The organism is Gordonia sp. IITR100 (assembly GCF_002009645.1).
In the GTDB taxonomy this organism is placed as follows: domain Bacteria; phylum Actinomycetota; class Actinomycetes; order Mycobacteriales; family Mycobacteriaceae; genus Gordonia; species Gordonia hongkongensis.
The window spans coordinates 299,091-313,855 of the sequence record NZ_MVKV01000003.1; the positions used below are offsets into that span (position 1 = coordinate 299,091).

General features: G+C 67.6%; 14 protein-coding genes. 11 read left to right on the forward strand and 3 right to left on the reverse strand.

Features of this window, described 5'->3' with window-relative positions:
- Nucleotides 1-81 precede the first annotated feature (81 nt).
- Genes B1818_RS07780 through B1818_RS07790 form a run of 3 tightly spaced genes read right to left on the reverse strand, consistent with a single transcriptional unit; the run spans nt 82 to nt 2,179 of the window.
- Nucleotides 82-597, reverse strand: a complete 516-nt coding sequence (locus B1818_RS07780; RefSeq protein ID WP_078112359.1) for a hypothetical protein — start codon at nt 595-597, stop codon at nt 82-84.
- Between the two features lie 52 nt (nt 598-649).
- Nucleotides 650-1,867: a hypothetical protein gene (locus tag B1818_RS07785; RefSeq protein ID WP_078112360.1), complete on the reverse strand. Its 1,218-nt coding sequence runs from the start codon at nt 1,865-1,867 to the stop codon at nt 650-652.
- A gap of 3 nt (nt 1,868-1,870) precedes the next feature.
- A complete protein-coding gene (locus B1818_RS07790) occupies nt 1,871-2,179 on the reverse strand; it encodes a type VII secretion target (RefSeq protein ID WP_078112361.1) in 309 nt (102 codons plus the stop codon).
- Nucleotides 2,180-2,731: 552 nt separating this feature from the next.
- Between B1818_RS07790 and mihF the strand changes: the two genes are divergently transcribed.
- From mihF to B1818_RS07845, 11 genes are all read left to right on the forward strand, one after another.
- Entirely contained in the window at nt 2,732-3,046 is a 315-nt protein-coding gene (gene mihF / locus B1818_RS07795; protein ID WP_004021989.1) for an integration host factor, actinobacterial type, read from the forward strand.
- A gap of 40 nt (nt 3,047-3,086) precedes the next feature.
- Nucleotides 3,087-3,716 carry a guanylate kinase gene (gene gmk, locus B1818_RS07800; RefSeq protein WP_137808803.1) on the forward strand — a complete coding sequence of 210 codons (630 nt, stop codon included), beginning with the start codon at nt 3,087-3,089 and terminating at the stop codon, nt 3,714-3,716.
- Nucleotides 3,717-3,757: 41 nt separating this feature from the next.
- Nucleotides 3,758-4,057 (forward strand): DNA-directed RNA polymerase subunit omega, encoded by a 300-nt coding sequence (rpoZ, locus tag B1818_RS07805; protein WP_004021987.1) that lies wholly within the window; start codon nt 3,758-3,760, stop codon nt 4,055-4,057.
- Nucleotides 4,058-4,070: 13 nt separating this feature from the next.
- Complete coding sequence (gene coaBC / locus B1818_RS07810; RefSeq protein WP_078112362.1) at nt 4,071-5,342, forward strand: bifunctional phosphopantothenoylcysteine decarboxylase/phosphopantothenate--cysteine ligase CoaBC; 1,272 nt, start codon at nt 4,071-4,073, stop codon at nt 5,340-5,342.
- A gap of 86 nt (nt 5,343-5,428) precedes the next feature.
- Nucleotides 5,429-6,640, forward strand: a complete 1,212-nt coding sequence (gene metK, locus B1818_RS07815) for a methionine adenosyltransferase (protein ID WP_217700282.1) — start codon at nt 5,429-5,431, stop codon at nt 6,638-6,640.
- 64 nt (nt 6,641-6,704) lie between these two features.
- The gene (locus B1818_RS07820) at nt 6,705-8,669 is read left to right on the forward strand and encodes a primosomal protein N' (RefSeq protein ID WP_078112363.1); all 1,965 of its coding nucleotides are present in this window, start codon (nt 6,705-6,707) and stop codon (nt 8,667-8,669) included.
- Nucleotides 8,670-9,629 carry a methionyl-tRNA formyltransferase gene (fmt, locus tag B1818_RS07825; RefSeq protein ID WP_078112364.1) on the forward strand — a complete coding sequence of 320 codons (960 nt, stop codon included), beginning with the start codon at nt 8,670-8,672 and terminating at the stop codon, nt 9,627-9,629.
- The gene (locus tag B1818_RS07830) at nt 9,626-10,999 is read left to right on the forward strand and encodes an RsmB/NOP family class I SAM-dependent RNA methyltransferase (RefSeq protein WP_078112365.1); all 1,374 of its coding nucleotides are present in this window, start codon (nt 9,626-9,628) and stop codon (nt 10,997-10,999) included. Before fmt ends, B1818_RS07830 begins: the two co-directional genes overlap by 4 nt.
- 126 nt (nt 11,000-11,125) lie before the next feature.
- Nucleotides 11,126-12,100, forward strand: coding sequence for an alpha/beta hydrolase fold domain-containing protein (locus B1818_RS07835; protein ID WP_231742256.1), 975 nt, complete (start codon nt 11,126-11,128; stop codon nt 12,098-12,100).
- 94 nt (nt 12,101-12,194) lie between these two features.
- Nucleotides 12,195-13,403, forward strand: coding sequence for a serine hydrolase (locus B1818_RS07840; protein WP_078112366.1), 1,209 nt, complete (start codon nt 12,195-12,197; stop codon nt 13,401-13,403).
- Between the two features lie 341 nt (nt 13,404-13,744).
- A complete protein-coding gene (locus B1818_RS07845) occupies nt 13,745-14,587 on the forward strand; it encodes a helix-turn-helix domain-containing protein (protein WP_254859596.1) in 843 nt (280 codons plus the stop codon).
- The last annotated feature ends 178 nt before the right edge of the window (nt 14,588-14,765 follow it).

Here is a 14,765-nt window from a genome sequence, read left to right on the forward strand (position 1 = left end):
GGTGCGGTCAGGAGTCGCGGGGTCGGGAGACAACCGGCGGTCGCCACGGCGAGGCCCGCTCCGGCGACCGCCACGACTCGCTCACGACGTTCCGCTGTTCGTTCGCCGAAGAACCGGTGGTGTCACCGTTTGGTCTGGGGACAGCCGCTCGTCGCGCCCCAGAACAGGGTTGCCGTCGGTTTCGATCACCGCGTCGTATCCCCAGGGGATCGTCTGAACGGGGTCCGGTCCGTGGAAGAAGATGTACCAGCCGTCGGAACCGCCACGATCGGGGTCGCTGCTGACGAACCCGGTGAAGCAGATACCGCTGGTTCCGGCGTAGACGTTCACGTCCTCGCTCTGGTTGTGGTCTCCGATTTTGAGAAGTCGGTCCCAACCGTCATGCCGCCAGCCGGCGCTGTGCGCGATGTCGTTGAGGGTCGGTGAGGTGTTCGTCGCGGCAGCGAATCCCTCTGCGGCCCCGATGAATGCCTCAGAAGAGCCCAATGGCTCTGCAGTGCTGTCGAGGTCGAAATGTCGCGTGCATTCGACCTGGGGGTCGTCGCCGACGCGCGGTATCGCGAGACAACCGGTCGTCGCAGCGCAGAGGGATGCCATCGCAAGTGTCAGCAAACAGCGCCAGGGGCGGTGGAGTCTTGAGTTCTTCATCTCAGCGTCCGGGCATCTGAAGCGGTATGTCTGTCTTCAATGCGATACCCGTGCGGTGTTTCTCGACGTTGTCGCTCCACTCGATCTTTCCGTTCGTGTCGAGGACCAGGGTGCGGCCGTTGGCCACCGCTCGGTCCACGAGGTCTGCGAGTTCCTCCGGAGTCGCGTCTGTGTTCTCCGTGGCGATTCGTCGTCCTAGCTCGTTGTTGTAGAGATCCATCGCTTCGCGGTGGGCCGGATTGCCGCCCAGGCCCTCATGAGCGGTGGCAAATCGCTCGGTCCAGTCCTTGCCGAACCGATCAGTCATCAGAGCATTCCAGTACGTATGTCGGAAGGCGTCACCGTGTCCGTCGGCTTGGGATCTCTTGGAGTCTCCGGCGTTGGGATGTCGTTGCTGTGAAACGGCATCCGCCTTCGACTGGATCTGGAAGAAGTCGTAGACCGCTCGCCAGCCCGTCACCGGTGTCGCCCCCATCTCGGCGAGCATGGTGACTTCCTCGGGCGTCATGAGGGTGGGCTTGAACGTCGGATCGAACCTGCGGATCGTGTCGAGCAGGTCGCCCGACGGCCACAGGCGCGCTCCGCCCTTGGACGCGTCGACCTGATACTCGCGCAGGATCTCGGCGAGCCGGGGATCGGAGTGGTGACCCGCCGCTCCTGCTTTCACGGAGTCGGGGAGTTTCTCGAGTATCCGTCGCAGCCCTTCGGACCCGACCTTGTCGATCTCCTCGATGCGCCGCAGGGAACCGCGGATCTCCTTGGTGAGGTAGCTCTCCAGTGACTCCTTCTGCACGATCTTGACCTGGTAGGCCAACTTCCAGGTCTTCAGCCATTCGAGGTTCGACTTCGTCGAGTAGACCTCCCCGTCACCGGCGACGGCGAGTTCGAACTCCGAGCCGAGTGCCTCGGCCTTCTTCGACCTCACGTTGGCGATCTCGCCTTCCATCGACGCCAAGAGGGAATCGAACTTCCCGGCCAGCGACTCGATCACGGTGGCACTGCGATCGGCAGCGTCCGCGTGCGCGTTCGACGACTCCCGGGCGTCCCGTCCGCCGTCACTGCGCCAGTACTCCAGTGAGCCGTCGAAGGTCGTGGCAGCTGCTCTGGCCGTACCCCTCAAGTCGGCGGATTTCGACGTCAACCGGTCACTGACCGTCCTCGCGCTGCCGAAGTCCCACGCCAGCACCTTCTCGACGGTGTACGCGAATCCATCCGACACCGCTCAGCCTCCCGGCGTCGCCGGTACGGCGGCAGTGGACTCGATCCCGGCTGCGCCATGGCGGTCGGAGTTCTCATAGGACTCAGCGGCCCGCGTGCACAGGTCGGCATAACCCAGGTACCTGTCGGCATGGTGGTCTATCACCTTGTTCAGAGCTTTCGCCGCATCCCTGAGGTTCGCGGCGAGCTCGTTGCCCCCGGCACCACTGGAGGCGTCGACCCCGCCGTCGAGCGGCGCGAGCCTGCATACCGTTCCGTCGACCGCACGCATCTTCTCGCCCAGTTCGCGCACCCGCGCCGGAACCACCTTCATCAACCGCCCCCGATCAGCTACTTCCCCGAAAGTCAGATCATGCTAGCCGCATGCACCGACGACGACGGTCAACTGTCCCCAGGGAGGCCGTGGGGCTGCCCGCGACACGCGCGATCCCTCGGTCCAATCCCACAAATTCCGGCCACATCACTGGTGTCACACGCGTCTCAGTCGAGGGACGTCCGGACGGGAGGTCGTTCGCTGTGCTATCGACCACCTTGTCGCCTGATGTTGCGCTGACCTGCGAGAATGCTACGAAACACGTAGTCAGCGCGATGGGGGAGGCACTGAATCGGTGCTGTGCTCCCGTGAACGCACACGAGGCCCTACAACATGAGAAAACGCCCCGAAAACGGGGGGTCGCACTCGCAAATGCCTGCTCACGTGGGTACGGTCGCATTCGCCGCCAACATTTTGATGGCGTCGGCCGGGTGCAGACCCGGCTGACAGGCCGGCGATGGCGATCCAGCCGCGGTCGCACGGCAACAGAGCCTCGGACGCCCCCGGGCGAACGATGCAGTCCCACTCGAGAACGAAAGACGGAGGAACCCCGTGGCCCTTCCCCAGTTGACCGATGAGCAGCGCGCCGCTGCGTTGGAGAAGGCAGCTGCCGCTCGTCGCGTCCGCGCGGAGCTCAAGGAGCGCCTCAAGCGCGGTGGCACCGATCTCCAGCAGGTGCTCAAGGATGCCGAGAACGACGAGATCCTGGGCAAGATGAAGGTCTCGGCCCTGCTCGAGGCCCTGCCCAAGGTTGGCAAGGTCAAGGCGCAGGAGATCATGACTGAGCTCGAGATCGCCCCGACCCGCCGCCTGCGTGGTCTCGGCGACCGTCAGCGCAAGGCTCTGCTCGAGAAGTTCAGCTCCTGAGCGTGAGCAACCGAACCGGATACGGCAGCGGAACGAACCCGTGGACGCGGCGGTGAACCACCGCCCGGACCACGAGGGAACCGGACGCACGAGGGGTCGACTGATCGTTTTGGTCGGCCCCTCGGCCGTCGGCAAGTCCACCGTGGTCGCGAGGGTCTGCGCCGCGGTACCCGATGTCTACTTCAGCGTCTCGGCAACAACCCGGGACCCACGGCCCGGCGAGGTCGACGGCCGCGACTACCACTTCGTGTCCGCGGGCGACTTCGACAAGATGATCGCCGCCGACGAACTCCTGGAATGGGCCGAGATCCACGGCGGGCTGCAGCGTTCGGGCACCCCCATCGCCCCTGTGCTCGCCGCTCTGGAAGCCGGCAAGCCGGTTCTGGTCGAGGTCGACCTGGTCGGTGCGCGCAACGTCGTGGCCCGGCTCCCGGAGGCGATCACCGTCTTCCTCGCGCCGCCCAGCTGGGACGAACTCGTCGCCCGCCTGACCGGGCGGGCCACCGAGACGCCCGAGGCGATCGAGCGCCGACTGGCCACCGCGCGCACCGAGATGGCCGCGCAGGACGAGTTCGACCACGTCATCGTGAACAGCGAAGTCGACCGCGCCGTCGATGAGTTGGTATCCTTGCTGGTCGGACCTGAACAGCCGGCCGCATCCGCGACCTGACCGGCCCTTTCCGACACCCAGACCTCGACGCAGGAGTTCGTGTGAGCACCCCGACCAATTTCGACATCACCGAGATCGCCGACGCACCGGCCTACGACACGCCGTTGGGCATCACGAATCCGCCGATCGACGACCTGCTCGATCGCGCGTCGTCGAAGTACGCGCTCGTGATCTACGCGGCCAAGCGTGCACGCCAGATCAACGACTACTACAACCAGCTCGGCGACGGCATCCTCGAATACGTCGGCCCGCTGGTCGAGCCCGGCCTCCAGGAGAAGCCGCTCTCGATCGCCATGCGCGAGATCCACTCCGACCTGCTCGAGCACACCGAGGGCGAATAGTCCCGGCCCCCTGATGACGACAGCGACCGGAACCCGGCGTCGCGTCCTGATCGGCGTCGGCGGCGGGATCGCGGCCTACAAGGTCTGTTCGGTGATCCGGCACTTCACCGAGGCCGGCAACGACGTCCGTGTCGTGCCGACGCCGGCAGCACTCGAGTTCGTCGGCAAGGCGACCTTCGAGGCGCTGAGCGGTAATCCCGTTTCCACGACCGTGTTCGACGACGTCGACGAGGTCGCCCACGTCCGCCTCGGGCAGGGTGCCGACCTGGTCGTCATCGCCCCGGCCACCGCCGACCTCATGGCCCGCGCCGCCCAGGGACGCGCCGACGATCTGCTGACCGCGTCGCTGCTGACCGTCCGCTGTCCGGTGCTGTTCGTCCCGGCCATGCACACCGAGATGTGGGAGCACCCCGCCACGCAGGCCAATGTGGCGACGCTCCGGTCCCATGGCTCGGTCGTGATGACCCCGGCGTCGGGGCGCCTGACGGGTACCGACTCCGGCCGCGGCCGCCTCCCGGACCCGCAGGAGATCGCACTGATCGGTGAACTGCTCCTCGCCCGGTCCGATGCACTCCCATACGACCTCGCCGGGGTCCGGGTGCTCATCAGTGCCGGCGGCACCCGAGAACCACTCGACCCGGTCCGCTACCTCGGCAATCACAGCTCCGGCAAGCAAGGCTTCGCCCTTGCCCGCGCCGCTGCGCAACGCGGTGCGAGCGTCACCGTCGTCGCCGGGTCCACCGCCGACCCGGGTGACCCGGCCGGTGTGTCGATCGTGCGCATCTCGACCGCTGAGCAACTCGCCGAGGAGATGACCAAGCGCGCGGCCGACGCCGACGTCGTCATCATGGCCGCCGCGGTCGCGGACTTCCGCCCGATCGCCGTCGCCGACGCCAAGATCAAGAAGGGCGACACGGGCCCGGCGCCCATCGAACTCACCACCAACCCCGACATCCTGCGCGGGCTGGTCACCGCCCGCGACGAGGGCCGGATCCCTCCCGAGACGGTGATCGTCGGCTTCGCCGCGGAGACCGGCGACGAGTCCGGCGGCGTCCTCGACCACGGCCGCGCCAAGCTCGCCCGCAAGGGCTGTGACCTGCTCGTCGTCAACGCCGTCGGCGACGGCAAGGCCTTCGGAACCGAGGACAACACCGGCTGGTTGCTCGCCGCCACCGGCGACGAGACGGCATTGCCGTTCGGGTCGAAAACACTCATGTCGAGCCGGATACTTGACGAAGTGCGCCAACTGGTGCCTGATGGTCGAGGAGCTCGACCGACCGATTAGGTTGGATGTATTCACCCGGCCAGTCGGACCTGGCCGACACTGCCAGCGGCGCGTCGACCACCGACGCGCGTAGATCTCGAGAGGATCTGATGACCACCTCGTCACGCCTGTTCACGAGCGAATCCGTCACCGAGGGACACCCCGACAAGATCTGTGACGCGATCAGCGACTCGATTCTCGACGCCATCCTCACCGACGATCCGAAGGCGCGTGTCGCGGTCGAGACCCTCGTGACCACCGGGCAGGTGCACGTCGCCGGCGAGGTCACCACCACCGCCTACGCCGACATCCCCAAGATCGTGCGCGACAAGGTCCTCGAGATCGGCTACGACTCCTCGACGAAGGGATTCGACGGCGCGTCGTGCGGCGTGAACGTCGCCATCGGTGCGCAGTCCCCGGACATCGCGGGCGGCGTCTTCAACTCGCACGAGAGCCGCAGCGGCATCTCGGAGGACGAGATCGACAGCCAGGGCGCCGGCGACCAGGGCCTCATGTTCGGCTACGCCACCAACGAGACCCCCGAGCTCATGCCGGTACCGATCGCGCTGGCCCACCGCCTGTCGCGCCGCCTCACCGAGGTGCGCAAGAACGGCACGCTGCCGTACCTGCGCCCGGACGGCAAGACACAGGTCACCATCGAGTACGACGGTGACACGCCGGTTCGTCTGGACACCGTGGTCCTGTCGACGCAGCACGCGGCCGACATCGACCTCGACAACCTCCTCACCCCGGACATCAAGAAGCAGGTCGTCGACGCGGTACTCGCCGAGATCGATCTGCCGACCCTCGACACCACCGACTACCGTCTGCTGGTCAACCCGACCGGCAAGTTCGTCCTCGGCGGTCCGATGGGTGACGCCGGCCTGACCGGCCGCAAGATCATCGTCGACACCTACGGCGGCATGGCCCGTCACGGCGGCGGCGCGTTCTCCGGCAAGGACCCGTCGAAGGTCGACCGCAGCGCGGCCTACGCGATGCGCTGGGTGGCCAAGAACGCCGTGGCCGCGGGACTGGCGAACCGCATCGAGGTCCAGGTCGCCTACGCGATCGGCAAGGCCGCACCGGTCGGCCTGTTCGTCGAGACGTTCGGCACCGAGAAGGTCGATCCGGCTGTCATCGAGCGGGTCATCACCGAGAACTTCGACCTGCGTCCGCTCGCGATCATCCGCGACCTCGACCTGTTGCGCCCGATCTACGCACCGACCGCCGCGTACGGCCACTTCGGTCGTACCGACGTCGACCTGCCGTGGGAGCGGACCGACCGCGCGGAGAAGCTGCGGGCCGCCGCGGGTCTGTAGACCTTCTGCGGAAGTACTCTCACTGACACCCAAAGGAGCACGGGTCCCGGCCGCCGAGCTGCCGGTGGCCCGTGTTCTTCCTGTTCTGGGGCTCGCTCACCTCGACCGTCCCTTCGATTACCTGATCGACGTCGACCAGGACGAGGACGCGCAGCCCGGTGTTCGTGTGCGCGTGCGATTCTCGGGTCGGCTCGTCGACGGCTACCTCCTCGACCGCATCGAGAAGAGCGATCATCCCGGCAAGCTGGGCTGGCTCGACCGGGTCGTGTCCGCCGAGCCGGTACTGACCCGGCAGCTGGCGACGCTGTGCCGCGCGGTGGCCGATCGGTATGCGGGCACGATGGGCGACGTCGTGCGCCTGGCCATACCGCCGCGGCATGCGCGCACCGAGAAGGAGACGACGCCCGACCCGGTTGCTGTCGTCGCATCACCCGAACTCGCCGACTGGCATCGGTATGCCCTGGCCGACTCCTACGTGGAGAACCTGGCCGACGGCCATCCGCGGGCCGTCTGGCAGGCCCTACCGGGGGAGGACTGGCCGCGCCGTCTCGCCGAACTCGCGGCGGCGACACTCGCAGTGGGACGCGGGTGCATCCTCGTCGTGCCCGATCAGCGGGATCTCGATCGGGTGTGGGCCGAGTGTGAGCCATTGATCGGCGACCGTGGGGTCGCGCTGTCCGCCGGACTCGGACCCACCGCGCGCTACCGTCGTTGGCTGGCCGTGCGCCGCGGTGCCGCGCAGCTGGTGATCGGTACCCGAAGCGCGGTGTTCGCGCCGGTCAAGGACCTCGGCCTGGTCGTCGTGTGGGATGACGGCGACGACAGCATGGCCGACCCGCGGGCGCCCTACCCGCATCCCCGCGAGGTGGCGGTGCTGCGGTCGCACCACGAGCGGTGCGGCCTGCTGCTCGGCGGGTTCGCCCGGACCGCCGAGGCGCAGGCGCTGGTGGTCTCGGGCTGGGCCCACGACCTCGTCGCCGACCGCACGACGGTCCGCACCCGCAGCCCCCGTGTCCAGGCCATCTCCGACGACGACCGGCAGATCGCCCGCGACCCCATGGCCCGGTCGGCGCGCATCCCCGAAGTCGCGTTCGACGCGGCGCGGTCGGCGTTCGCCGCCGATCGTCCGGTGATCTTCAGCGTCCCGCGCCGGGGTTACGTGCCGTCGCTCGCATGCACCCGCTGCCGCGAACACGCGCGGTGCCGGGCCTGTCACGGACCGCTGCAGCTCGATGCCGACCAACGGTTGAGCTGCCGATGGTGCGGACGGCCCGAAAGGTCCTTCCGTTGCCCGGAGTGCGGCAACACCTCGGTGCGCGCGACGGTGACCGGTGCGCGCCGGACCGCCGAGGAGCTGGGGCGTGCTTTCGCCGGCGTGCCGGTGCTGACCAGCGGCGGCAACACGATCCTCGACGAGATCGAACCCGGCGCACGGCTCGTCGTCGCGACGCCTGGCGCGGAGCCGGTGGCCCCGGGCGGGTACGGCGCCGCGATCGTCGTCGACACCTGGGCCCAGCTCGACCGGGCCGACCTGCGTGCCGAGGAGCATGCGGTCCGGCGGTGGATGGCGCTCGCCGCGATGGTGACCCCGCACGGTGACGGTGGGCGAGTGGTCATCGTCGCCGACTCGGCGCTCGCACCCGTGCAGGCCCTGATCCGTTGGGACCCGGTGGGTTTCGCGTCGATCCAGTTGCAGGAGCGCGTGGAACTCGGATTCCCCCCGGCGGTGACGATGGCGTCGGTCGACGGGCCGACCGGGGTGATCACCGACTTCGTCGAGCACCTCGAGTTACCGTCCGACGCCGATGTTCTCGGCCCGGTGCCGTTGCCGCCCGGCGTCCGCCCGCCGGCCGGCAGTGCCGAGTGGGAGGCCGCCGCGGACGACGAGATGGATCGCATCCTGGTGCGGTTGCCGCGCAAGCACGGACGGCTCCTCGCCGAGGCGCTCGTCGCGGGACAGGTGCGCCGCAACACACATCGACAGACCGGGCCGATCCGGGTGCAGATCGACCCGCCTACGATCGGATGAATGCGCATCGTTTTCGCCGGTACCCCCGAGGTCGCCGTGCCGTCGTTGCAGGCCCTCATCGACTCGCCCTCGCATGAGGTGGTCGGGGTCATCACCCGGCCCGACGCCGTGTCAGGCCGCGGCCGCAAGGTGATGCGGTCACCCGTCGGGCAACTCGCCGACGAGCATGCGCTCGAGGTGATCACCCCGCGCCGGTTGTCGGAGCCGGAGGTCGACGACGTGCTCCGGCGCTGGGCTCCCGACTGCGGTGCCGTCGTGGCCTACGGCGGGCTCGTACCGCCCGGACTGCTGGACCTGCCGCGCCACGGTTGGATCAATCTGCACTTCTCGGTGCTGCCCGCCTGGCGCGGTGCCGCTCCGGTCCAGGCCGCGATCGCCGCCGGCGACGAGGTGACCGGGGCCAGCACGTTCCGGCTCGAGAAGGGTCTTGACACCGGTCCGGTCTTCGGGGTGCTGACCGAGACCATCCGACCCACCGACACCAGCGGTGATCTACTCGGGCGTCTCGCCGATGCCGGGTCGGGACTGTTGCTGTCCACGCTCGACGGCCTCGAGGCCGGTGAACTCGCCCCCGAACCGCAGCCCACCACGGGGGTGAGCCACGCGCCCAAGGTCGAGGTCGAGGACGCGCGGGTCCGCTGGGAACTGCCGGCACACATCATCGATCGCCTGGTTCGCGCCTACACGCCCGCACCCGGACCGTGGACGAGCCTCGACGACGCGCGGATCAAGGTCGGGCCGGTGTCGGTCGCGTCGACCGACGATCCCGGTCTGCCCGACGCGGTGCGGGACGGCGCCCTGGCGCCCGGTGCACTGGCCGTCACGAAGAAGGCGGTGTTCGTCGGAACCGGTTCGCAGCCGGTGAAACTCGGCACCGTACAACCGCCGGGGAAGAAGCCGATGTCCGCGCCCGACTGGGCTCGTGGCGCGCGGCTGACCGACGGGACGGTTCTCCGATGAGCGGCAAGTTCCGGCAGAAGGACCTCGACCCGGCGCGTGTCGCGGCCCGCGACACGCTGCGCGCGGTGCGCGAGCGTGACGCCTACGCCAATCTCGTTCTTCCGAAGATGTTGCGGGACAGGCGGATCGACGGTCGGGATGCCGCCTTCGCCACCGAACTCGCCTATGGCACCGCACGAGCACAGGGATTGCTGGACGCGGTGATCTCCGCCGCCGCGAAGCGTCCCGTCGCCGACATCGACGGCTCCGTCCTGGACGTCCTGCGCCTCGGTACGTATCAGCTCCTGCGGACGAGGGTTGGTGCCCACGCTGCGGTGTCCACATCGGTGGATCTGGTGCGCTCCGAGAACGGAATGGGCCCCTCCGGGTTCGTGAATGCGGTGCTGCGCAAGGTGTCCCAGAAGGACGAGGACATGTGGGTGGAGGAGCTCGCGCCGTCACCCACCGAAGACCTCGTCGGCTACCTCGCCTTCCAGTACGCGCACCCGCGATGGATCGCGGAGGTGTTCCGCGACGCTCTGGGCGGATCGGCGGGACAACTGCAGGCGGCGCTGGCCGCCGACGACGAACGACCACCGGTCCACCTCGTCGCCCGCCCCGGATTTATCACCGCGGAAGAGCTCGCCCTCACGAGCGAGGGCGAGGTCGGCGACTTCTCGCCGTACTGCGTGTATCTCCCGGGCGGCGATCCCGGTGACGTCGCCGCGATCCGTGAGGGGTACGCGGGTGTTCAGGACGAGGGCAGCCAGCTGATCGCACGCGCGGTGACGGTGGCCGAGGTCCCCGACGACGGTGGGCGGTGGCTCGACATGTGCGCCGGCCCCGGCGGGAAGGCCGCATTGATCGGTTCGCTCGCCGAGATCGACGGTGCCCGACTCGATGCGGTCGAGGTGTCCGAGCATCGCGCCGGCCTGATCCGCAAGGTCGTCTCCGACCTCCCGGTCACCATCCATGTCGCCGACGCCCGGTCCAGTGGGCTCGACGCCGGTTACGACCGCATCCTGCTCGACGCCCCGTGCTCGGGGCTGGGCTCGCTGCGCCGACGACCCGAATCCCGCTGGCGCCGGACCGCTGCCGACGTCGACGAACTCGTCGTCCTGCAGAAGGAGCTCCTCACCGAAGCGCTGCGCCTGGTGAAACCCGGTGGCATCGTGGTCTATTCGACGTGTTCGCCGCACCCGGCCGAGACGACGGCGGTGGTGGCCGACGTCCTGGCGTCGACGGACGGTGTGCGCCAACTCGACGCCCGCCCGTTGGCGACGGTGGGCAAGCTCGGCCCGGACCTGTTGGGCGACGGCCCCCACGTGCAGCTCTGGCCACATGTCCACGGCACCGACGCGATGTTCCTGGCGGCGTTGACGCGGGACTAGTGGCCGGCGGTTGCGTGCCGGCTCACGGCCAGGTTTCCGGACGGCCGCCATATGGCGGTCGACGACAGCCGAACAGGGCACATCCGGCGGTTCCGCGGCTCCCACAGGTTCCATAAACTGTGCTCTATGACACAGCCCAGGGCGCAGGCTCGACCTGCTTTCGATCCGGAGCTTCGCGCCGGCCTGGCTGTTGTCGGTGGGATGTTTCCGCCCACCGTGACACCCGACCTGATCGGTTTCATGCGTCGTTCGTATGCATCCCGACCGGTGGCTGAGACGCTCGCCGGTCGCGCGGTTGACCACCTCGAGTACGAGGTGGCAGGGTACCGGGGCGACGCCATCGTGGTGTCCGTGTTTCGTTCGCCCACGGCGGCCGGCCGCCGGCCGGCAGTGCTCTACGCGCACTCCGGCGGACTGATGTTCGGTGACCGTTTCAATGCGCTCGACGCGAATCTCGACTGGGTCGAACATCTCGGAGCGGTGTTGGTGAGTCCCGAGTACCGGCTGGCACCGGAATACACGGATCCGTACGCGCGCGAGGACATGTACGCCGCCCTCGAGTGGATGGTGTCGCAGGCCGGCGTACTGGGAATCGATCCCACACGAATTGTCGTCGCCGGTGCGAGTTCCGGTGGCGGTCTTGCCGCGGGGCTGGCACTTGCCGCGCGCGACCGGTGTTCGACGCCACCCCTCCGCGGCCAGATGTTGTCCTATCCGATGCTCGACGATCGGGGTATCGCACCGTCGACAACGCAATTCGACGGCGTCGGAGTCTGGGACCGGGTGTCCAACGAGACCGGTTGGCGGGCCTATCTGGGTGCCACCTACCGGACAGAAGACGCCCACCGCTACGCGGTCCCGGCTCGCGAGACCGACCTGTCGGGTCTGCCGCCGGCGTTTCTCGACGTCGGTGACTGTGAGATCTTCCGGGACGAGGTCATCGCCTACGCCTCGACGATCTGGGCCGCCGGCGGTAACGCCGAGCTGCATGTGTGGCCCGGAGCATTCCATGCCTGCGACATTTTTGCGCCGCACACCGCGTTGGCCAAGGCCATGCTGCACACAAGACTGCTGTGGATGCAGCGGATGCTTGCCGACTGAGAGCGGCGCTCACGCAACCGACACTCTTCCGCCCGACACCATATGGACCGGCGGTGGTTCCACACGCCCGCGTCAACACAACGAGAGGTTCGAAATGAGTACTCGCACAGTCGATTCCGACAGAATTGCCGAATTTGCCGATGCGGTGGTCCGAGTGGCATCGGCCGGCGAACAGGGAGTTCCTGGTGTCGTGGCCGGAGTGACCACCGACAAGGAGACCGTCTACCTGGGCCACTCCGGTGTCCGCGCGCTGGACGAACCGGACCCGATGACCGACGACACGGTCTTCGCCATCTTCTCCACTACGAAGGCGATCGCAGGTACCGCCGTTCTCCAGCTGGTGGAGAGCGGAGACCTCGATCTCGATGCCCCGGCCCGCGAGTACGAGCCGCGGCTTGGTGACGTGGCTGTCATCGAGGGGTTCGACGATCGAGGTCAGCCTCGCCTGCGTGCGCCCCGATCGGAGATCACGACTCGCCACCTGCTCACCCACACTGCTGGGTTCGCGTATGACTTCTTCGACGAGGTGTATGCGCGACTCGCCGCCGAGCACGGCCAGCCGAGCATTGTCACGTCCACGATGGCATCGCTCCAGACGCCTCTGCTCTTCGATCCGGGTACCGCGTGGGAGTACGGCACCAACATCGACTGGGCGGGGCTGGTGGTGGAACGAATCGCCGGCAAACGGCTCGGAGAAGTGATCACCGAGCGGATTCTCGCGCCGCTGGGGATGAGTGATACTGCTTTCACCAGAACCGACTCCATGCGCGAACGCACTGCCACCATCCATCACCGAGCCGCCGACGGGTCCCTGGCGCCTGACCACGACTTCACTCTGCCCGACGAGCCCGAAGTGCACATGGGCGGTCACGGCCTCTATTCCACAGTCGGCGACTACCTGAAATTCATCCGGATGTGGCTTGCCGACGGCCGCGCTGATTCCGGCGAGCCGATATTGAGCCCGGCGACCGTCGATCTCGCAGCGCGAAACCATCTGCCGGGATCGATGAAGATCACGCGACTGCCCGGCGTCATCCCGAGTCTGAGCAACGACGCCGAGTTCTTTCCCGGAATGCCGAAGTCGTGGGCGCTGACCTTCATGATCAATGAACACGATGCTCCCACCGGACGTCCTGCTGGTTCCCTCGCGTGGGCGGGGCTGGCGAACCTCTACTACTGGATCGACCGGCAGAACAGGATCGGAGGCTACTGGGCGACTCAGATCCTGCCGTTCGCCGACGCCGGGTCGGTTGGCGGATACCTCGACTTCGAGACCGCCGTGTACGCCTCCCTGCAGAGCTAGCGAAGGCGAGGCGGATCTGCCGGCCGATCTGCCTGCGACGCCGCCCGTGCCCCCGATCCATCCGACCTCCGGTGTGCCGGTGTGCCGGTGCGGCACGGGCGTGGCGGCGTAGTGTTGATCCGATCACATGATCCACCATTCTCCAGGGAGGCGACGTGCAGGAACTCCTCGGTCGCATCGCTGCACTGGATCCGAACGCGAGTGTGGGTCTGAGGGTGATAGCTTGCTTCGACGAACTGGTCGTCGGCAACGTCAACATCCAGGGTCTGCTCGCCACCGCCGCAGCCCTGGCAGGGTGCCCGGCGGGCTGTTCGCATGGTTCTTCGTCCTATCGAGTGTCAGTGCTTGGAGAACCCCTCGGCGGAGGTCTCCCGCCGATGCGTCGTGGACTACAGGTGGACGGTGGCGAAGTGTGGCTGGAACGTCACGGTCCCGAATTGCCCAACGATGCGATCATTCTGGAGCGGCTCGGTCTCGCGGTCGGCGTTCGACTGGCCGGGGCCGCACCGGAGCGTACTCGTCGTGATATCGCGGTGCTGTTCGATCGCGAGACGCCGATCGACGATCGTCGCGAAGCCGCGTGCCGTCTGGGTCTCACTCCGGATGTGCGTTATCGGGCCGTTGCCAGCACTCTGTTCGCCGAGTGGACTACGCACCCGTCCTGGCCTCAAGACGTGATGGCGACCGCGATCGGGACAATTCATGCGCTGATCGCGCCGGCGGATGCGATGTGTGCGGATGCCCCCATGACGCCGTGCGGGCTGGGTGTCACCGCCCACATCGACCGACTGGCGGACTCGTTCAGAACCGCACTCATCGCCCTCCAACTCTGCGAGAGTCCCCACCGAGCCGTGGATGCGGAACGATACGGTGGGCTGGTTCATCTGCTTGCCGAATCCCCCTCCGCCGCAACAAATCCCGACGCGGACGCGCTCGATTCCATTCGGGATCTCAAGTGGGTCCGCCCCACCGTGGGGGCACTGCTCGATTCTTCCAGTGTGCGACAGTCGGCGAGACTCCTCGACATTCATCATTCGACAATGCAGTCCCGGGTCGAAATCCTTACGGATGCACTGGGTTTCGACCCCCTCGACGGAGTCGGCCGAGCGAGGCTCGGTATGGCGTTCCTGACGTGGCGGATGCGCCACTCGCGGGCACTCGAACTACCTCCGCCCAACAACTGAGATCTGCCGGCAAGCAGTGATTCTTCGCCGATCACGTGGCCGGTCACGTCAATCACTCGTCGCTGCGATCGCTCGACTTCGGGTTTGTCCTGGACGGGCCGTGCGCTCGGTCCAGACAACGCGCTGATGATCCAGCCAGGTGGAGATCCTTCCCAGCCGACGCCGGTCGCGGTGAACC